General features: G+C 71.3%; 13 protein-coding genes. 5 read left to right on the forward strand and 8 right to left on the reverse strand.

Annotation, left to right across the window (positions count from 1 at the left end):
- Positions 1-91 precede the first annotated feature (91 nt).
- Positions 92-1,636 (forward strand): FHA domain-containing protein, encoded by a 1,545-nt coding sequence (locus ACX114_RS26990; RefSeq protein ID WP_459289122.1) that lies wholly within the window; start codon positions 92-94, stop codon positions 1,634-1,636.
- A gap of 671 nt (positions 1,637-2,307) precedes the next feature.
- On the opposite strand, the gene ACX114_RS26995 is transcribed toward ACX114_RS26990, so the two are convergent.
- Positions 2,308-2,802 (reverse strand): CarD family transcriptional regulator, encoded by a 495-nt coding sequence (locus tag ACX114_RS26995; RefSeq protein WP_014398206.1) that lies wholly within the window; start codon positions 2,800-2,802, stop codon positions 2,308-2,310.
- Between the two features lie 338 nt (positions 2,803-3,140).
- Between ACX114_RS26995 and ACX114_RS27000 the strand changes: the two genes are divergently transcribed.
- Together ACX114_RS27000 and ACX114_RS27005 are read left to right on the forward strand one after the other, a co-directional pair.
- A complete protein-coding gene (locus tag ACX114_RS27000; protein ID WP_459289125.1) occupies positions 3,141-5,453 on the forward strand; it encodes a DNA internalization-related competence protein ComEC/Rec2 in 2,313 nt (770 codons plus the stop codon).
- Entirely contained in the window at positions 5,453-5,713 is a 261-nt protein-coding gene (locus ACX114_RS27005; RefSeq protein WP_014398208.1) for a hypothetical protein, read from the forward strand. Before ACX114_RS27000 ends, ACX114_RS27005 begins: the two co-directional genes overlap by 1 nt.
- Before the next feature lie 9 nt (positions 5,714-5,722).
- Here the strand turns inward: ACX114_RS27005 and ACX114_RS27010 are convergent, their stop codons facing one another.
- Positions 5,723-6,928, reverse strand: coding sequence for a carbohydrate-binding family 9-like protein (locus ACX114_RS27010; protein WP_459289127.1), 1,206 nt, complete (start codon positions 6,926-6,928; stop codon positions 5,723-5,725).
- A 185-nt stretch (positions 6,929-7,113) separates the two neighbouring features.
- Here ACX114_RS27010 and ACX114_RS27015 point away from each other — a divergent pair, with 185 nt between their 5' ends.
- Both ACX114_RS27015 and ACX114_RS27020 read left to right on the forward strand, forming a co-directional pair.
- On the forward strand, positions 7,114-7,749 hold the full coding sequence (locus ACX114_RS27015; protein ID WP_459289129.1) for an outer membrane beta-barrel protein: 636 nt from the start codon (positions 7,114-7,116) through the stop codon (positions 7,747-7,749).
- A gap of 128 nt (positions 7,750-7,877) precedes the next feature.
- On the forward strand, positions 7,878-8,714 hold the full coding sequence (locus tag ACX114_RS27020; protein ID WP_459289131.1) for an FHA domain-containing protein: 837 nt from the start codon (positions 7,878-7,880) through the stop codon (positions 8,712-8,714).
- 13 nt (positions 8,715-8,727) lie between these two features.
- Here ACX114_RS27020 and ACX114_RS27025 read toward each other — a convergent pair whose 3' ends face one another.
- The 6 genes from ACX114_RS27025 to ACX114_RS27050 form a co-directional block, all read right to left on the reverse strand.
- A complete protein-coding gene (locus ACX114_RS27025; protein ID WP_459289133.1) occupies positions 8,728-9,168 on the reverse strand; it encodes a PH domain-containing protein in 441 nt (146 codons plus the stop codon).
- Between the two features lie 64 nt (positions 9,169-9,232).
- Positions 9,233-10,132: a tetratricopeptide repeat protein gene (locus ACX114_RS27030; RefSeq protein WP_459289135.1), complete on the reverse strand. Its 900-nt coding sequence runs from the start codon at positions 10,130-10,132 to the stop codon at positions 9,233-9,235.
- 56 nt (positions 10,133-10,188) lie between these two features.
- The gene (locus ACX114_RS27035) at positions 10,189-11,499 is read right to left on the reverse strand and encodes an adenylosuccinate synthase (RefSeq protein WP_459289137.1); all 1,311 of its coding nucleotides are present in this window, start codon (positions 11,497-11,499) and stop codon (positions 10,189-10,191) included.
- 12 nt (positions 11,500-11,511) lie between these two features.
- Positions 11,512-15,180, reverse strand: a complete 3,669-nt coding sequence (locus ACX114_RS27040) for a UvrD-helicase domain-containing protein (protein WP_459289139.1) — start codon at positions 15,178-15,180, stop codon at positions 11,512-11,514.
- Complete coding sequence (locus ACX114_RS27045) at positions 15,177-18,422, reverse strand: PD-(D/E)XK nuclease family protein (RefSeq protein WP_459289141.1); 3,246 nt, start codon at positions 18,420-18,422, stop codon at positions 15,177-15,179. The genes ACX114_RS27040 and ACX114_RS27045 overlap by 4 nt, the downstream gene beginning before the upstream one ends.
- Before the next feature lie 1,261 nt (positions 18,423-19,683).
- A complete protein-coding gene (locus ACX114_RS27050) occupies positions 19,684-20,559 on the reverse strand; it encodes an alpha/beta fold hydrolase (RefSeq protein ID WP_459289143.1) in 876 nt (291 codons plus the stop codon).
- Between the last annotated feature and the right edge of the window lie 14 nt (positions 20,560-20,573).

Here is a 20,573-nt window from a genome sequence, read left to right on the forward strand (position 1 = left end):
CACTTGCGCAACGCGATACACACTCTAGGATCCCGGGTCCCACACAGGCCAGCACTTGGCGTTGGAAGCGTCGGATAGGGAGAATCGCCGCATGGCTCCGCCGAATCCGAAGCGTCCGCCGCGCCCTCCCCGCCCTCCTGGGCAGCAGGCGTCGTCGGATGACCCGTCGGAGGAGCTCCCGTTCGACGACGACGAGGTGGCGCCCCTGCAGGCGGATGATCCACGCCCGCAGCGCGTGCCCCAGTATCCGGCGGGCCCCCGGAAGGCGAAGCGGCGAGGCCCGGGCGAGCGCAGCCGGTCCGACCGTGAGCTGTCGCCCCGGTATGACTGGGCGAAGGAGTACTCGGATCCGGGCCTGACGCCCGCGTTCGTCTACGTGGAGCGCGGGCCCGGGGCCGGGCAGCTCGTGCCCCTGCGCCAGGGTTCCATCACGCTGGGGCGGTCCTCCACGTCGGACCTGCGGCTACAGCACGCGTCCATCAGCCGGCGCCATGCGCAGCTGACCCGGCGGGGCAATGTGTTCATGGTGCGCGACCTGGGCAGCCAGAACGGCACCTTCGTCAACCGCCTGCGCATCAAGGGCGAGGTGGAGATCAAGCCCGGGGACGAGCTGAGCCTGGGCAACGCGACGCTGCGGCTGCGCGGTTCGGGGGCCGGGCCAACAATGAGCCGGACGGCGCTGGATCCATTGCTGCCTCGCGGGGCACAGCGCCGGCTGAACGGGGTCGCCGTGGCGGTGGTCGCGGCGGTCGTGGGCTCCGCGGTCGCGGCGTTGATCAGCGTGGTGGCCATGCGCATGGGGGACCGGGCTCCCGCGCGGGCTTCGGCGGAAGGTGCACCCGCCAAGGAACCTGGTGCTCCGGCGGCGCCCACGAAGGAGGTCCAGGAGACCGAGGCGGCGCCACCCGCGAAGGAGGCCACAGGTGTCGATGTGGAGGCCCACGCGACGGGCTCGACTCACGGGAGTCCGGGAGCGGCGAAGGTCATCAGCGCTTCGGACATCGCGCGAAAGGGGCAGTCGGGACAGGTGACTCCGAGTGCCTCGGACATCGCTCGCGGCCTGCATCCGACCACCGGGGCGACGACGAAGGACGCGGCTCCGAGCGCCTTGGAGGTCGCGAAGGGCACGGGGACCACGAAGGCGAGCGAACCCCATGCGGATGCGTCGGTCGTTGCCGTGTCCGGACGGAAGGCCGTGTCCTCAAGCGAGCCGGCAGGGCCTCCGGACGAGCGCCAGCGCGCTGACATCCTCGCTCGCTACGAGTCCGGTGACGTCTCCGGCGCGTTGGCCCAGGCGAAGCGAGCGAACCTCACGCCCCTGGTGCAGCAGCTCACCCGCTTCCAGACCGCCGAGGCCGCGGCCCGGACCGCGCTGGCGCAGCAGGACCGTCCCCGGGCGCTCGATGCGCTCAGCGCCGCCGTGCGGGCGGACGGGGAGCTGTCCCAGGGCTGGAGCCGCCAGGGCATCAGCCTCCGCCGCCAGCTCGCCGGGATGTACGTGCGCACGGGCCAGGAGGCCGTTCGCGCCCAGCGCTTCGACGAAGCCCGCGAGGCCTTCACCACGGCCCTCAAGTACGACGCCGACAACGCCGAGGCCCGCTCGCAGCTGGCGGCACTGCCTACCCAGGCGCCCTGATTGAGCGGTCCCGCCGAGCGCCACGGATGAGGGCCATTGCGCCTGGTCTCCTGACATCCCGGTCGCCCACCGCCCTCCTCGATGCGGTTCTGCAAGACCTGTCCAACTGTCGGACCGGTTTCCACCGCTCGGCCCGGGTGGAGGTCCCGGCCTCTGAGTTCCAAAACGTGTCCGACAGTCGGACAGGTTTCCACCGCTCGGCCCGGGTGGAGGTCCCGGCCTCTGAGTTCCAAAACGTGTCCGACAGTCGGACAGGTTTTCTTGGCTCGGCGGGGGCGGAGGCTCTTCCGGCCTCTGAGTTCCAAAACGTGTCCGACAGTCGGACAGGTTTCTTGGCCCGGCTGGGGCGGAGGCCCTCCGCCACGGGAGGGGCAAACTTGTCCGACAGTCCGACAGGTTTCTGCTGCCCGGGTGACGAGGCCGGCCTTGGCCGCGACGCTCCAAACTTGTCCGACAGTCGGACGGGTTTCCGCTGCCCGGTCGGAGGGACCGTCCTTGGCGATGACTCCCCGAACTTGTCCGACTGTCCGACAGGTTTGTGCGGCGCGGAGCGGCTGGGCGTCCGAGGAGGCTTGGCGCATGCCTGGCCCTGGAAACACGACGCCCCGGATTCCATCGAGGGAACCCGGGGCGCGAACGCGGCGGCTTGAGGCCGCGCGTCACGCGGAGACTCAGGCGAGGTTGAAGATCTTCTTCAGGTCGGACTCGACCTCTTCCTCGGAGCAGTCCTTGGCCAACGACAGCTCCTTGATCAGCAGCGAGCGCGCCGTGTCCAGCATCTTGCGCTCGCCGAACGACAGGTCCTTGTCGCCCTTGAGCAGGTACAGGTCGCGGAGCACCTCGGCGATTTCGAAGACGGAGCCCGTCTTGATCTTCTCCATGTACTCGCGGTACCGGCGGTTCCACGTGGTGGAGTCGACGGAGATGTCCTTCTCGCGGAGGATGGAATAGACCTGCTTGACGTCCTCCTCGCTGATGATCTCCCGGAGGCCGACCGACCCGACCTTGTTGATCGGGATCATGATCCGCATCCCGTTCTCCAGGATGCGCAGCACGTAGAACGACTGGCGCTGCCCGGCGACCTCGGTGTGCTCGATGCCCATCACCTCACCGACGCCCTGGCCCGGATAAACCGCCTTGTCACCAGTCTTGAAGCTGGTCTGCACTAACTGCCTCCTTGGAGAAAGCTTCGACCCCGGCCTTCACGCCCGCCACTACTACCACAAACCACATCCACGGGCAACGAAATCGCCTTGACCACCCGATGACAGCCGCACTACGGTGTCCGGTTTTGTGTGCGGTGTCGCTCGGTGTGTGAGCGCCGCGAGACGGACGGGGCGGTGGGTGGGGGTGGGTGTTGGTTCGTTATTCGTGGCGCGACCTGGGTGCGCGTCCGTTGTTCTTTCCAGCGCTGAGCCTCTTGCTCGGCGCCCTTTGGCCAACCGGAACAGAGAGCTTCGCCGGGGTATTTCTCCTCTGCGCGCTTTGTCTGGGTGGGTTGGGAATGGCGCTCGGCCCGTTGCCTGGAGCACACCTCGCGGTGCTCGGCGCGCTGGCCCTGACGGGCGCGGGGCTTTCCGCTCTGGAGGCTCGGGTCGACCTCCCTTCGTCCCTCAAGGAAGGCGGCAGCGCGGTCCTCGAAGGTGAGTTGGAGCGCGTGGAGCGCTTCGATGATGCCGTGAGGCTGCGGCTCGCGGTGGCCTGCGCGGGGCCGGTTCCGGAGCCTCCGGTGGCCGCTCGATTCCGCGTCAGCCTTTCCGGGCGGGGTGAAGGTCTGGAATTGCACCCCGGGCAGCGCGTGCGGGTGGAGGCGCGGCTCGTGCCAGATGCGCCTCCTTCGAATCCGGGCGAGCGGGACTTCTCGTCGGCGCGGCGGCGGCAGGGCGTGGCCTTCACGGGCGGCTTCGTTCCGGGGCGCGTGCTGGTGCTCTCCCCTGCCCCGTCGTGGCGGCTCGCGCTGGAGGACGTGCGCGGGCGGCTGACGACGGCGGTGCATGGAGTCGCGCCCTCCGCGGACGCGGCGGCCCTGTTCCTCACGCTGGCCGCCGGACAGCGCGCCGACCTGGACGCCTCGTGGGAGGACGCGTTCTCGCGGGCTGGGCTTGCCCATGTGCTCAGCGTCAGCGGACTCCACGTGGCGGCGCTCGCGTTGATGACGCTCGCGCTGCTCAGGCGGGGGCTCGTGCGGTTGGGTGGACGCTGGCGGACGCTGGAAGCGCGGCGGTGGGCGGCTCCGGCGGCGATCCCCTTCGTTTGGGCCTACGTCCTCTTCACAGGGAACCAGGCGCCTGCGGTGCGCTCGGCGGTGATGGCGTCGGCGGTGCTGGTGGGCCTGTCGCTATGGCGGCGCGCGGATGGGTTGAATGGCCTGTCGCTGGCGGCCCTGGTGCTCGTGGCCTGGGCGCCCTCGAGCGTCGTGGACCTTTCGCTCCGGCTGTCATTCCTCGCGGTGCTGGGGCTGGTGCTGCTGTCCCCAGCGCTGCGCGAGGCCCTGCCCCTGGACCGGCCGGCTCCTTCCGAGCCCCGGCTGCTGAAGCGGTGGGCTGCCCAGGCGCGGGAGACCGTGGCGCAGACGTTGTGCGCGAGCGGCGCGGCGACGCTCGTGGGGCTGCCCGTGGTGGCGGCGGCGTTCGGCCGGGTCAGCCTGGCGGGGCTCGTGTCCAACATCGTCGCCCTGCCCCTGTGCGGACTGCTCACCGGGCTCGCGGCGGGCGGCGCGGCCCTCTTCGTCGTGGCGCCGGTCGTGGCGACTCCTGTGCTGTGGGCAGGCTCCTGGGCGTCTGAATTTCTCCTCGTGCTGACGCGGGGCTTCGCGGCCGTGCCCTTCGCGGCGGTGGAGGTGCCGGGCCTGGGGCCGTGGCTCGGCGGGGCGTACGCGGTGGGGCTGGGCGTCTGGGCACTGGGTTCGGGGCGCTGGCGATGGCTGGGCCTGCTCGTTCCGGGGGCCGTGCTGGGCACACTGCTCTTGCCCGTGCTCGCTCCGGAGCCCGCGCTGCGGATCACCTTCCTCTCCGTGGGCCAGGGAGACGCGGTGGTGCTGCGCTCCCAGGGCCACCATGCGTTGGTGGATGCGGGCGGCGTTCCGGAGGGCGCGGATACCGGGGAGCGGTTCGTCCTGCCCTTCCTCAAGGCCGAGGGCGTGTCGCGGTTGGACCTCGCGGTGCTCTCCCATCCGCATCCGGACCATGCGCTCGGGCTCGTGTCGACGCTGGCCCAGGTGCCCACCGAACGTCTGTGGCTGTCCGCGGGGAGCGCGGACGGGCCTCTGTCCCGGCGGATCATCTCCGCCGCGAAGGGCGCCACGGTCGAGGAGGTGGAGGTGGGGCATCCCGCGTTTGTCCTGGGCGAGGCGACGCTGGAGGTGCTGGGGCCGCCCGTGGACCGGGAGCTGATGGAGGGCGCGAACGACCGGAGCGTGGTGCTGCGCGTGCGCCATGGCGACGTCACCGTGCTGCTGGCGGGCGATGTGGAGGCGGAGGGCGAGGCCGCGCTCGAGGAGGCCCTGGGCCCGGTGACGGTGTTGAAGGTTCCGCACCATGGCTCGCGCACGTCTTCCACCGCGCCGCTTCTGGAGCGCACCCGGCCGCGTCACGCGGTGTTCTGCGTGGGCCGGCGCAACCGCTACGGGTTCCCCCATCCGGAGGTGGAGGCCCGCTACAGGGCGCTGGGCACGGAGTGCTGGCGCACCGACCGCGACGGGGCCATCACCCTGGAGAGCGACGGTGAGGACGTCCGGCTGGTGTCCTTCCTGCCGCGCGCGGATTCCGCACCGCTCCCCGTTGCCGGGAGTGGGGAGCAGGCCCAGCTTGAGCGGTGATGATCTCCGACGACCTGGACCTCCGGCAGCTCACGACCCAACTCAAGGCCCGCCTGGGCCCTGGCGAGCCCGTGGGCTACCTGCGCGGCAAGTCCCTCATGCGCGACCTGCTGCTCGACATGCGGGAGAACCGGTTCTCCGAGCTGGAGGCCGAGGAGCTCGTCGACACGCTGGAGGCCCGGGGCTTCGTGCGCTTCCTGGGCGACCCGGCGGAGCGCTCCGTGGCGGATGCGCCGTGGGACATCTCGCCCCACGCCTGACGTGCCGGCCTACTGGAAGACGAGCCAACCGAAGCGCGGCAGCGCATGGAAGTCGCCGATGAAGAGCGGCGAGAAGGACTGGCCTTCCACCTGCCGGCGGTCGAGGTGCTCCAACCGGTAGAGGTTGAAGCGCCAGCGCTCACCCGGCTGGGGCGGAATGTGTGGCACCTCCGCGAGCCGGTTGAACGGGATGGCCATCTCCACCGTCCAGCCCTCGTCGCGGTCGGACGCGTCGTCCAGCGTGCCGCGCACCTTCACCGCCGTCTTCATGCCTGAGTCCCACGAGCGGTCCATGCCCTGGCGCCGCGCGGGGAAGTACGCGTCGAAGATGACGTTGTGGGGAGACACCTGCAGCTCGTTGTACGTGCGCCCGTCCGCGTTGGCGTCGAGGAACACCTCCACGACCTCCTGCTCGTAGATGGAGTCGTCGCGGTTGCGCATCGTGCCCCAGATGTCCGGGTCCTCCACGTCGAAGGCCACGTACAGGTTCGTGTCGTCGTAGACGAGTCGCGCCTGGGTGCGCAGCCGCACGGGCCGGCCATCGAAGCTGCCCGCCAGCGTCACGGCCTTCGCGCCCTTCCAGGCCTCGTCGTCCAGCGCGCCGTCAATCACAGGCGCCTTCTTCACGCGCGTGACGGTGTACTCCGGCAGCGCGGGAGGCTCGCCGCCCAGGAGCGGGCCGCGCATCCGGTTTTCACCCAGCTGCATGCGCGGATCATCCACCGTGAGTCGCCCGTCATCATTCCAGAAGCCCAACGCGAGCCGGACGGGCGTGGCGGGCATGGCGACGGTGTGCACGTCCTCCAGCACCCGGCCCACGGGCCAGGTCTCCAGCGGCGCGGCGCCGTCCTGGAACTCGTGATCCGCGTTGGCCAGCATCTGGCCGCTCTCCGGATCCACCACGTGCACGAAGAAGTGGAAGCCCTTGGGCGGCGGGCGCACGGCCTGGAAGTAGTGCGCGATGCGCACCGGCTGCCCCGCGGTGGGCTTCTCCGGCGTCACGCGCGCGCCCAGGTAGACGATGGCGCCTCCAGCGAAGGTGGCGCCGCTGCGGAAGGTGAGCGCCTCCGGGGCCGCGTCGAGCGTCCGCAGCGTCGTGGGCGCGGGCAGCTTGGGCGTACGGTGGGCAGGGCCCGCCTGTTCATCGCGGCAGGCGCCACCCATGAACAGGACGGAGGACAGCAACGGGACGAGGGCAAGGGAGCGCGGACGCATCGAAGGCGCGGAGTCTACCCTCCCCCGTCTTCCGGGAAGCGTTCTTCCTCGGGTGGGCAGCGCGCTTCCCGTGCCTGGGCAACCCGTCCGCAAGGGAGGGCGGCCGAGCCGGCGGGCCCCCGGGGCCCGGTTGGCATGGACGAAGGTACACCCCACTTTTCGGTCCAACACAGGGAGGGGACCACATGAGCAAGGGATTGTTGGCTGGCGCGGCGGCGGTGGCGGTGTTGGCGGCGGGTTCCGCACAGGCGGCGTCGACGGAGTTGCGCAGGTCGGCGGACATGCGCGGCCTGACGTTCCTCGTGGGCGGCGGTGTGGAGGGCTACACCAGTGGCCTGCGCGACCAGATTGATCCAGGCCTGGGCTACGGCGTCACGGTGGCCATCAAGCCGACCAACGTGCTGGGCCTGGAGCTGGCCTACACGGGCGCCATCAGCAACTTCAACGACAGCCGCGTGCTGGCGACGGACACCAGCGGACCGGACATCGTGCGCAACGGCGCGCAGGCGGCGGTGACGCTGGGCCTGTCGGCCACGCCGCTCCAGCCGTACGTCATGGGCGGCCTGGGCCTGAGCCGCTACAACGTGCGCTCCGCCGCCCTGGGCTTCCAGGACGACACGGTGGGCAGCGTGCCGGTGGGCGCGGGCCTGCGCCTGCACATCGGCAGCTTCACCGCGGACGCGCGCGTGAACTACAACTTCCTGTTCGACCAGGAGTTCGCGCTCACCGTGCCGCCGTCCGACGTGGACCTGGGCGGCGACGAGACGTTCAGCAGCGGCGGCCGCTACGTGGGCACCATCAACCTGGGCGCCACGTTCTAAATCGAAGCCATGGCCACCGCCGTCCCGGCCTCCGGACATGGGAGGCCGGGGCTGGATGGGGCCTGGGGGCAACCTCGCGAAAACGCGACGTCCGGTGGCAGGCGTGACGCTTGCTGCCGGGCGTCCGCATGCGTTTCGAATTCGAGCACCTGGGCACCCCCACCCCGTTCGAGCTGACCGAGGGCCACCACCTGCTGGGCGGTGGCCCCGACGACCATGTCCACCTGGAGGGCCTTCCTCCGGGGCTGTTGACCCTGCGCATCAAGTCCGGGCGGCTCATGGTGGAGGCGGTGCGCAGCTTCACCGTGAACGCGGTGCGCGTGCTGCCCGGCGTGTCGCGCCTGGTGGTGCCCGGCGAGGTGCTGGGCCTTCCGGACGGCATGTGCCTGCGCGTGCTCGCCGAGCCGAGCGCCCCCGGGCGCGAAGTGGGCACCGTCGCGGTGCTCAAGGGCCTGCTGACGGACGGGGACATCCCGCCCTCGCGCGCCGCTACCCTCACCTGCCTCACCGGACTGGACGTGGGCCGCTGTCACGCGCTCGCGGAGGCGTGCACGGACATTGGCCGGGGCGACGGCATGTCCCTGCGGCTGCGCGACCGGGCCGTGTCGCGGATGCACGCGCGGGTCCGCCGCGAGGACCCGGGGTTCGTGCTGGAGGACCTGGGGACGCCCAATGGCGTGTTCCTCAACGGCGTGCGGCTGGAGGCCCCCGCGCATCTGGCGGACGGGGACGTCGTGGAGTTGGGGCGCTCGCTGCTCCGCTTCCAGGCGGCGTTCGACGAGGCCTCAGGGGAGGCTCGACCCGTGCCCCGGCCGGTGGCCGTCGTGGAGGCGCACGCGGATGCAGGAACGCCGCGGCCTCCCGCGGGAGGGCCACGGCGCCTGGAGGGGTGGATCATCGCCGGGGCCGTCACGCTGGCCCTGGGTGCGCTGCTCGTCACCTCCCTGGTGGCGGCGACAGGCTGACGAAGCGCGCGCCCTACGCCGGCAGGGGCGAGAGGCCCGCGCGCTCCACCAGGAGCCGGGCCAGGTACCGATGGTGACGGAAGAAGCTGGTGAAGTGCACGAAGCCCTTGCTGCCCCGGATGGCGTAGACCGTCACCGGGCCGGGAAGGACGTCCAGCTTGCGGATGTCCGCGAACGAGAAGCGCCGCGTGCGCACCATGCCCCGGCAGGTGATGCCCCGGGAATCCACTTCAATGCGGGTGCGACCGTAGTAGGTGACGGCCACCCCGAAGAAGACGACGAAGAAGGCCGCGGACAGGAACGTCTGCAGCGGCACTCCGTCGAAGTGGAACAGCCAGGCGAAGATGCCCAGCCATAACAGGCCTGCCGCCGCCATCACGGCGGCGAGCACCCTGCGCGGGCGAAAGACCTGGTGCGGCTGCTTCCCCTCCACCGTCCGATCGCGTCCGTCCATGCCCTTCAAAATAGTGGGCCGGACAGTCCCTCGGACCATGCCCGTCTGCTCTCCAGGCAGACGGTCAGCGCAGGCGCTCGGCCTTCTGGCGGGACTCCTCTTTCAGCTCGGGCCGCACGTCGGCGGCGGTGGAGCGCGCGTAGCGCTCGTAGAGGTCGCGGGCCTCCAGGTTGCGGCCCAGCGCGCGGTACGCCTCCGCGAGCCCGTACAGCGGCGAGGCCGCGTCCGGCTCCAGCTTCAATGCGAACTGGTAGTCCGCCGCGGCCTCCGCGTAGCGCCTCAGCCCGATGTTCGCGCTGCCCCGAGCGATGTACGCCACGGTCAGGAGCGGCTCCTGCTGCAGGGCCTGCGTCAGCGTCTGGAGCGCGGGAGCGTAGGCGCGCTGGCTGATGTGCTGGACGCCCTGCTCGTAGGCGCGGCGCGCCTGGGCCCGAGTGGTGTCCGCCACCGGCCCCGAGCCGGGCGGCTGCCCAACGGCCTGAGGCGACGCTCCGAGCTCGCCCTGCTTCACGCGAGCGCGGGTGATGTTGTCCTGCGCGCTCTGACGGATGGCGGCGTCCTGGGTGAGACGCGACGCGGCCTCCCACTCCTCGATGGCGCGCGCGTAGTAGCCGAGCACCGCCAGCGCGTTGCCCAGCTTGAAGCGCGCCTCCACGTGATCCGGGGCCGCGTGCTCCGCGTCGAGGAAGGCGAAGGCCGCCTCGCGGTAGCGGCGCTCGCGCATCAGCGCGTCTCCGTCGCGGATCCGCGTGGCCGCCAGCACGGCCTGCGACGTGCGCTGGGGCTCCACGGCGCCGGGAGGCGTGTCGGTGGCCGGGCCCGGGGCGCGTGCGGCCGGGGCGGCGGACTTCGCCTCGGAGGCCGGGGGCTGTGCGCTGGGGCCCTGCGCCCAGGCCGGCACCGCCAACGTGCCGAGCCACACCACCGCCGAGACCCCGAGCTGGAACCTGCGCGTGCGAACCATGTCCCTCTCCCGTCCTGGCCCCCGGCGGGCCAGGACCACTGCGGCCTGCGTCCTTCCTAGCTGCGGAAGGGGTTCTGCAGGAGCACCGTCTCGCCGCGGTCGGCGCCCACGGAGACGCACACCACGGGCACGCCGCTGACCTCTTCCACGCGGCGCACGTAGCGCTTGGCGGCTTCCGGCAGCTCGTCGAAGGTGCGCACGCCGGCGATCTTCTCGTCCCAGCCGGGCAGCGTCTCGTAGATGGGCTTCACGCGCGCGAGGTCCTCGTAGTCACCGGGCAGCTCGGTGACGCGCTGGCCGTCCAGCTCGTACGCGTTGCAGATGCTGAGCGTCTTGATGCCGCTGAGCACGTCCAGCTTGGTGAGCGCCAGGCCCCACAGGCCGTTGACGCGCACCGCGTAGCGCAGCACCACGCCGTCCAGCCAGCCGCAGCGGCGCGGGCGGCCCGTGGTGGCGCCGAACTCGTCGCCCACCTTGCGCAGCCGGTCTCCCAGCTCGTCGCTGAGCTCCGTGGGGAACGGGCCTCCGCCGACGCGCGTGGTGTACGCCTTGCTGATGCCCATCACCTTGTCGATGGCCGTGGGCCCCAGGCCCGAGCCCACCGCGGCATTGCCCGCCACGCAGTTGGAGCTGGTGACGAACGGATAGGTGCCGTGGTCCACGTCCAGGAGCGTGCCCTGCGCGCCCTCGAAGAGGATGCGGGCGCCGCGGCGGACCTGCTCGGAGAGGAAGAGGGACACGTCGTGCACGTAGGGACGCAGGCGCTCGCCCAGGGCGGAGAACTCCGCCAGGATTTGCGGCGTCTCCAGGGTCGGCACGTCCACGCCCGCCTGGGCGCAGAGGTCCTTGAGCTCCTCCAGCGCGGCGGGGAGGCGCTCGTCGATGCGGCGGCGCAGGCGCTCCGGGTGGAGCAGGTCGCGCACGCGGATGCCCCGGCGGGCCACCTTGTCCTCGTACGCCGGACCGATGCCCCGCCCCGTGGTGCCGATGGCGCTGCCACCGCGCGCCTTCTCCCGGAAGCTGTCCAACAGCTTGTGCCACGGGAAGATGACGTGGGCGTTGTCGGAGATGAGCAGCTGGGCGTCATCCTTGAGGAAGCCGCGCGGCTTGAGCGCGTCGATCTCCCGGACGAGGACGGCGGGATCCACCACCACCCCGTTGCCAATGACACACGTCTTGCCCGGGTGAAGGATGCCGGACGGAATCAGGTGCAGGACGGTCTTCTGCCCACCCACCACCAGCGTGTGGCCCGCGTTGTTGCCGCCCTGGAAACGGACGACCACCTGGGCGTGCTCGGTGAGAAGGTCGACGACCTTGCCCTTCCCCTCATCTCCCCACTGCGCTCCGATGACGACGACGTTCGGCATGGTGCCCGCCGCTTAGCACGCGGGAGGGGCCGGGTGACAGTGTTCCGCGAAGCCGCAGTGAAGGGCCTGGCAGGCCGCCTTGTCCCACCCCGGCCGTGCCCGCGACATTTCGGCCTGGACAAGCGCTCGGACGCCCTCGGCCAGCCGGCGCACCGCCCCGGCGTCGGCGGATCCGGCCGGGAGGAATTCCGGCTCCGGGGACGCGTCTCCCAGGAAGGCCACGCCCACCCGCACCGGCACGCCGTCGCGCACCATGCGCGCGGACGCCAGGGCCAGGGCTGTCAGCTCATGGACGCACGCGGCCGTGCCCAGGGGGTGGCGGGCGCCCGGGCGCAGGAGCACCGCCACGGCCTCTCCGTCCGGCGACTCCCAGAGCAGATCCACGGCGCCCTCCACGCTGGCGCTGTCGTCCAGGTCCAGCACGAAGTCCAGCCCCCGGTGGATGGTGGACGCGGGCGCCACCGCGAGTTGGCGGGCGAACGTCGTGTCCAGGAAGCGCTCCACCGTGGCGAGCACCTCGCTCAGCTCATCCTCGTCCGGATCCCGGCCCGCGCCGCGCAGCAGGTTCTCCAGGTGCGCGCGGCGCTCGGAGGCCTCCGCGTCCGGTCCCGCGAGCGACAGGTCCACCTCGCGTAACAGTCGCGTCACGAGCTGGTCCGGACGCTCCACGGGCAGCCAGCCGTCAGGCTCCACGAAGAGGGGCGCGGCGCGCACGGGGGCCTCCCATGGTTCGGATCCGGCGGCGAGCCCCAGCCGGTGGAGCTGGTGGTAGCGGCGCGGGCAGGTGAGGAAGTCCTGGACCGCGCGCACGGAGGCGACCACAGGGGCATCGGTGAACAACGCGGCACCCGCGCCCGAGGCTTCGTCGGACATCCGCTCCAGCGCGGACTCCAGGCGGAGCCGCGCCTGTTCGAGCTGCTCCTCCGTGGGCGGCTCCGGATCCGCGGGCGGAGGCAGCTCTTCCACGTCCACGTCGTTGGCGAGCGCGCGCAGGTCCGGATCCACGTCCAGCCGGCGGTCCACGCGGTGCCACCAGGTGTCGGTGCCCGCGCGCTTCTCCTCGCCGCCGGACAGCACGAGCAGGTCCTTGGCGCGCGTGAGGGCCACGTAGAGCAGGCGCAGGTATTCGGCGTCCTCGCGGGCCTTCAGCTCGGCGCGCACGGCCTCGAAGCGTTCGGAGGTGAAGGTGTCCAGCGAGTCGGGCATCCACGGCCGCAGGGCCAGGCCGAAGGAGCGCTCGAAGTACGCCCGGGCGGACGTGGTGCGCCGGCGTCCGCCCATTCCAGGCACGATGACCACCGGCCACTCCAGGCCCTTGGCACGGTGGATGGTGAGCAGTTGCACGGCGCGCGGGTCGCCCTCGTCCAGCAGGTCCGCCTGGGCCTCGTTGGGGTCGGAGTCCGCCAACTGGCGCAGCTCGCGCGCGAAGGCCACGCAGCCTCCCGTGCCGCGCTCGTCCCGGCGCGCCGCCAGCGACAGGAGCTTCTCCACGTTGGCGCTCGCCTGCTCCGCGTAGGGCGAACCCGCGAGGGCTTCACGGTAGCCCGTCGCTTCCAGCGCGGCCTGCAAGAGGGCGTGCACGCCCAGCCGATCCCGCTCGCGCCGCAGCACGGGGATGAGCTCCAGGAAGCGCGCGAGCCTCGACTGCTCGCGCGCGGACATGGCGGCGCGGACCTCTTCATCCACCAGGCGCGGTGAGCCGAGCGACAGCGGCAGGTCCCCCGCGAGCCGGAACAGCGACGCGTCCGAAAGGCCCACCAGCGGCGAGCGCAGTACCGCGGCGAACGCCAGCGCGTCGTCCGCGTCCGCGAGCAGCGCCAGCAACGAGGCGAGGTCGCGCACCTCCTGGGCCCCGTAGAAACCGCGGCCTCGCAGCACCCGGTGCGGCACGCCGTGGCGGATCAACGCCTGCCGGTACTCCTCCAGGTGCGTGAAGGTCCGGAAGAGGATGGCCACGTCGCCGCCGCGCGCGGGACGCAGGCCCTTCTTGTCCTCGGCCATCACCGTCGGCGGGGCACCCGGCGCGAGCATCACCCGCAGCCTGCGGGCCACCGCGTCCGCTTCGTACTCGCGCAGCTCCGGGGCGGTGTCGGCCTCCGGCAGGGTGAGCCGCTCCACCACGGGCCCTTCGGCCAGATTCGGGCGCGTGGGGGACAGGTCGTCCGTCTCGGGTTCGTAGACGACTTCAAAGGGACGGGGCGTCGACTCCTTCGCCACGAGCAGCCCGGCGAACGCGCGGTTGAAGAAGGACAGGACGCCCGGCAGCGAACGGTAGTTGTTCTGGAGGAAGCCGCGCATGCCGCCCTCGGCTTCGATCTTGTCCGCGAGGACCTTGAACACGGACACGTCCGCGCCACGGAACTCGTAGATGGACTGCTTGCGGTCACCCACCGCGCACAGGAACGCGGGCTCCAGGGGCAGCGAGGCCACGAGGTCCGCGTCCGGCGCCAGCTCGCGCGGGCCGCCTTCGCGCTTCTCCGCCAGGAGCAGCACCAGCTCCAATTGCAGCCGGTTGGTGTCCTGGAACTCGTCCACGAGCAGCGCGCCCAGCCGCTCCTGCACCTGCTGGCGGAACTCCGGATGGTCGCGCAGGAGGTCGCGCGCCTTCACCAGCAACGAGGTGAAATCGAACACGTTGCGCCGGGTCAGCTCCGCGTCGTGCCGCTCCTCCACCTGGGTCAGGAGGTCGCGGAAGGTCGCCTCGAAGGGCGCCGTGCGCCACGCGGCGTAGGCATCCTCCAGCCGCCGCACGGAGCCGTCGCTCTTGCCCTTCACCCTCCAGAGCAGCTCCTTCAGGCACGCGCCCGCGCCCTTGCGCAGGTTGGCCAGGTTGCGCGGCTCCGACAGCAGCACGGACCGCAGCAGCGGGAAGTGGCCCGGCTGCATGAACGTGTCTGGCGTCATGGCCTTCAACGCGGGCTCGCACGCGTTCAAGAGCCCGCTCCATTCGCCCTTGGTGTCCTGGGCGCGGGCGTCCAGGCACAGGCGGCGGCAATCCTCGATGAGTGCCTCGAGCTGCGCCTTGTCCGCCACGCCGTCGCCCACGCGCGCCGTGGCGGCCTTGAGGCCCTCTTCGCGCAGCGTGCCGTAGACGTTCATCAGCGCGGCCACGAGCCCGTCGGAGAAGCCAGAGCCGGAGAAGCCCAGCTCCGCGCACAGCTCACGCACGCGCGCGTCGCCGCCCTCCAGCGCGTCCAGGACGACGCGTTCGGTGACGTCCTCCAGCAGGCCCGCGGCCTCCAGTTCGTCCAGCACCTCGAAGGCAGAGTCGATGCCCACCGCGGGCGGCGCGCGGCGCAGGAGCTGACCGCAGAGCGAGTGGAACGTGCCCACCGTCGCGGCGCCCAGCTCCTCGCGCACCTTGCGCCACTGGTCCTGCGTGGGGAACGGGCGCTCCAGCCTCGCGAGCGACGCGCGCAGCTCCTTCTCCGCGTCGTGCGGGACATCCCCCTGGGCCAGCGCGTCCAGGCGCTCGCGGACGCGCTTGCGCATTTCGGCGGCGGCCTTGTCCGTGAACGTGAGCATGCACAGCCGCGAAGGACGCAGCGGCTCCGCCTGCCGCGCTCCCGCGAACAGGTGCAGCGTCATCGTCACCAGGCTGTACGTCTTGCCCGCGCCGGCGCCCGCCATCAGGGCCAGGTTCTTCTCCAGCGCGAGCATGTGGGGCGCGGTGTCGCTCATCCGCTCCCCTCGTCCGAGATGCGGCGCTCGGTGATGCGGCACACGGCGCGGTAGCCGCACTTGCCGCAGTCATTGGGCCGCGCCGGGAAGTCGCCCTTGCGCAGCTGGCGCACCAGCGACTCCACCGCGTTGGGCAGGTTGAGGCCGGCGGCCTCCGCTACACGCTGGCGCACCTCCGGGTCGGTGGACAGCAGGTCCTCCAGCTCCGCGGCCGGCAGCACGGAGGACAGGTGGATGGCGTCGCCCGTGCGCAGTGAGAACCACGCCGCGTTCTTCGCGCCCACGTGGCCCGCGACGCGCGCGGCATAGAGGTACAGCGGGAGCTGGAAGTCCGAGCGCAGCAGGTTCTCCTTCAGCGTGCGTTTGTCCAGGCGGCCCGTCTTGTAATCGATGACGCCCACTTCCGGGCCGGCCGTGTCCAGCCGGTCGATCTGTCCTTCGAAGACGATGGCGTCCTCGGCCACCATCAGCTTCACGTCGCTCCAGCGCTTGTCCTCGGCCGCGGGGCCGAAGCGCAGCTCGAAGCCTTCGGGTACCAGCGGATCGAACGGCAGGCCACGTCGCGGATCCGCGAGGATGCGCCGGGCCATGGCCTGGGCCTTCTCACCCGCGAGCTTCCACAGCTCATGGTGGCCCACGTGATACAGCTCCGCGAAGTGCCGGCTGGCCTTCTTGACCGCCTTCTCCAGCACCTCTTCGGGGATGTCCTCCGGCGCCTGGCCCAGGAGCTTCTTCTCCTTGAGCGCCTGGAAGACCTCCTCCATCACGCGGTGCCAGAAGGTGCCTCGGCCCCGGGCGTCGAACTCCTCGTTGGCCACCACGGGCTCGGCCACCTTCAGGCCGTACGCGATGAAGCCCTGGAAGCCGCAGTTGCCGAACTTCGACAGGGCGCTCGCGGACAGCGGGCGCTCCAGGCCGAAGTGGAACGTGTCGCGCAGCTTCTGCTCCAGTTGGGGACCTTGCACGCCGCCGGTGAACTCGCCGGGCAGCTCATCCTCGCGGCCGAAGAAGCGCAGGCGCGCGGCCTCCATGTGGGCCAGCTCCCGTGCGCTGCGGAACCAGTCGTCCGTGCCGAAGCGCTCCTTGAGCACCTGTCCCGCGGGGTCCGGCTCCGTGACGCGCAACGAGGGGAACGTCAGGCCCGCCAGCGCCTCCAGCGCCACGGTGCGCCGCAGCTCAGACGGCGTGAGCACTTCGTCCAGCGGCAGCACCGGGGGCAGCGTGCGCGTGGACCACTTGTGGCCGGTGAGCCTGCGCACCTCCTCCAGGAACGCGGAGGGCACCTGCTCCTGTCCGCCCGCGGCCTTCACCGCGAACGACAGGCTCAACGAACCCTCCGCCGCCGCGAGCGCGCTGGCGAAGAGCAGCCGGTCCTCCGTGAGACGCCAGGGCGCCCGGTCGTCGAATTCGCCGCCGGTGAGGCGGAACACGTCCCGGGTCAGGTGCTGGTTGAGCGCCACGCGCTCCGCGTCTCCCAGCAGCGGCGACGGCGGGTCGCGCCCGGGGAGCCGTCCTTCGGTGAGCCCGGCGACGAAGAGGTGCCGGAAGGTGCGGCCGGGCACCTCCGCCAGGTCCAGCACCTCCACCGCGCCCGTGGACGGGCCACGCGCGGGCAGGTGCACGTCGCGCAGCGCGTCCGCCAGCCACCGGCCCAGCACGCGCCGGGTGATGCGGGGACCTCCGCCCACGGCGCGCAGCGAGCGCAGCAGCGCTTCCATCCGCTGGCGGAACGCCGCGAGCGCCGCGTCGTCGCGGGCCCTCGCGTCCTCGATGCGCGCGCCCAGGGTCCCGGCCTCGCGAGCCTCCAGGGGCCCCGAGGAGTCCAGCAGGCCCAGCCGCTCCACGACCTTCCACCACGCGGCGATCGATTCCGCGGCGGGGGCCTCCTGGGGAATGTGGCGGCATTCGTCGATGAGCCGCATCACGCGGTCGCGAAGCGCGCGCACGGCCATCACCTTGACCGCGTCCTCCTTGCGCTTGCCACCCTGCGCGGCCATCCGGCGCGCGAGCCCATCCAGGCGCACGTCGTAGGCGCCCTTCCCTCGCGTGGCACCCAGGCGGTCGTCACGCGCGGCGGCGAGCGCGAAGAGGGTCGCGGGCGCATCCGGTCCCCCGCGCGACAGCGAAGGCACGTAGCGGCTGGAGACGAGCTCCGCCACGCGCTCGGCCGGGAAGCCGTCCTCCATCAGCACCGGCAGCTCCAGCGCCAGCCGCACCGGCCCCGCGAGCGCGAGCGGTTCCCCCCACGGCAGGCGCACCGGCACGCCCAGGTCGCCCAGTGCCTCCGCGAGCCAGCCCGCCTCCGGTCCCAGGTCCCGGTACGCGATGGCGATGTCGCCCGGCGCGCTGCCCGAGTCGATGAGGCGGCGCACGTCGCGGGCCACGACGCGGGCCTCCTCGCGGGCGTTCGTCGCGTTCCACACGGACAGCCCGTCCACCGCGCCCTTGAGCACATCACGAGCGGCGCGAGGCGAGAACAGGTGCCGGCCGAGGTCCGTGAAGGGGCGGCCCTCGAACGTGACGTCCGCCTTGAAGAGGTCCACGTGGGGCATGGTCTCGCCCCGGTTCTCGAAGGCGCGGAACAGCGCCGCGAGCGCCGCGTCGGCCACCGGCGAGCCGCCCACTGGCGTCTCCACGCGCAGCGACACGCGCCGGGCCTCGCACGCCGCGGCGAGCCCCATCAGCAGCTCCAGCTTCGACGGGCGCACGTCGTAGACGCCGTGGAGCACCAGCCCCGTCACTCCATCCCAGCCCGAAGGCCACACGCCCCGGTCCAGCGCCTCGCGAGCGCCCCGGAGCACGTCCTCGCGGTCCGCGAGCCCCAGCTCCGCCATGCGCTGTTCGTACAGGTGATAGAGCCGGGCGAGGACCCGCGCGCGGGTGCGGCGCTCCGGGGGCAGCACCTCCGCGGCGTCCTGAAGTTCGCGAGGGGAGAGCCGGCCCGCCTTCAAGTCCAGCAGCACGTCCGCGGCGGCGCGGGCGAAGGCGGGCTCGCGCACATAATCACCGAACGGCGTGGAGCCCAGCGATGCGCCCAGGCCGGCCACCACGGCGCGGGCCGTCATCGCGGGACAGGGCCGCCGGTTGAGCTCGCGAGCCCCACCCAGAGCGTGGACGAAGTCGTCCCACGTGAGCAGATGGGTCCCCACGGCGATGCCCCGCGCACGCCGCTCCGCCCGCAGGGCAGCCTGGCGGCGCGCGGTATCGGGGAAGACGTGGAGTGTGCGACCAGGGCGGGACATGCGGGGCGAGGACTCTAGAACGGCCAGGGGCGCCGTTTTCATGCTCCTTTCTGAGCATTCCCACACCCTGGCCCGTTGTCCGCTCGCCTGCCGCCCTCGGAACCCGGGAAGTCCAAGGACGCGAGCATTTCCGCCCGACCCGTGACAACTCCGGTCAGGCTAGAGGCGACCAGGTCGAAGAACCTGTCCGACAGTCGGACAGGTTCTGGAAAGCCGCGGCAGGTGCCAAGCCGCGAAAACCCGTCGGACAGTCGGACAGGTCGGGAGCACCACTGCTGGCCGCACGGAGCCACGAAAACCTGTCCGACAGGCAGACCGGGCTGGCCAACCCTGGCCGGCGCAATGGCGCCACGAGAACCTGTACGACAGGCAGACCGGCTGGCCCATGAAGGCTGGCGCCACGGCGGTGGAAAACCTGTCGGACAGTCGGACCGGTCATGAGCGCTCCGCTAGAACCACGGCGCTGCGAAAACCTGTCGGACGGCCAAAGTCGGTCCGGCAGACCGTGGTTGGCGCCTGGCACCGCGAAAACCAGTCCTGTGCGACAGGTAAACCAGGGCTGGCGCCACTACGCTGCGAGAACCTGTCGGACAGTCGAACTGGTTCTGGAGCCCCAAGGTTGGAACACCTCCACTGTGGAATCTCGTCGGACAGCTGCTGGTACAGCGCCCACGCCACGCCGCAGCGAGCCCCTGTTGGACAATCGGGCAGAACCGAAACACCACCGCTGGAACCAAGGCACGGCGAGAACCTGTCGAACGGTCGGACTTGTTTTGGAGCACCGCAGTCGGCGCCATGCAGTGAAACCTGTCGGACTGGTATGGGACACACGGCTGGCGCCCCGTCCTTGTGAGAACCTGTAGGACAGTCGGACACGCTCTGGAACAGCGGCGCCCACGCCGGACCGTAGCGAGCCCCTGTTGGACAGTCGGGTTGGTTTGAGACACACGGCTGGCGCCCCGTCCCTGTGACACCTGTCGGCCAGTTGGACTGGTATGGGCCACACGGCTTGCGCCCCGCTCCTGTGGAAACCTGTCCGACAGTCGGGCAGGTTCTGGAACAACGGCGCTCACGCTAGGCATCAGCGAAAACCTGTTGGACAGCCGGGCGGGTCTGGACCGCCGCTGCTTGTGCCAGGCCGCGGCAAGAACTTGTCGGACAGTCGGGCAGGTTCTGGACGCTGCGCTTGGCATGGGTGCTGCTATGGAAACCGGTCCGACAAGCCGCCATGGACGTCAGGGCGTGAGTCTCCGCAGGCGCTTCAGCGCGCGGTGAGGAAGTCCTCCACCGCCAGAGAGAGCAGCGCGGGGGCTGAGACGTGGGCCACGTGGCCCTGTCCCGGCAGCATGCGGAGGGACGCGTGCGGGAGGACTTTCGTCAGGGCATGGGCAGGTTCCGCGAGGAGCACTTGGGGGCTCTTGTCGCCCAGGACCACGAGGGTGGCGGCATCCACGGTGCGGAAGCGCTCCACGCCTATCGGGAGGTCCGCCACCGCGCTGATTTCGCGCAGGAAGGTCTCCATCATGCCGAGCTGCTTCGCCCACTGCGGCGTCTGGCGGAAGGCATCGAGTTGCTCCGGGGAGAGCATCCGGAAGATGCGGTGTTGCGCGGCAACGAGCGCCGCGTCTGGGCCCTCGCGCTTCCAGGTCGTGCGGACGAACTCCACGGCTTCGCGTGCGATGCGCTGGGAGATGGGGAACGGCGGTTCGTAGAGCACCAGCCGCGCAGGCCGTCGTCGCGCCGCCGCCTCCAGCGCGAGGATGCCGCCCAACGAGTGGCCGAACAGGCAGGCCCCGGGCCCGGCCTCCTGCATCAGAGCGAGTACGTCCTCGACCTCGCGTTCCAGCGAATACGCCGCGCCATCCGCGCTGGCGCCGCGTCCGCGCCGCTCCAACACGAAGTTCGTGAAGCGAGGGGACAGCCGCGATGCGACGTCCCGCCAATCGTCCCACGTGCTGAGCGTGCCGCAGATCCAGACGAGCGCGGGTCCCTGCCCGTGCCGGAAGTACGACAGCGACGTACCATCCGCGGAGGTGAACCGGTGCTGGGTGAATGCTGCCGATTCCTTCTGGACCGTCCCGTTCGAAGTCTTGCGCGGACCGGTGCCAGCGCTGCTCGCGCAGCCAGCGAGCACCATGGCGGCACCCGCGC

Source organism: Corallococcus sp. M7 (genome assembly GCF_054512695.1).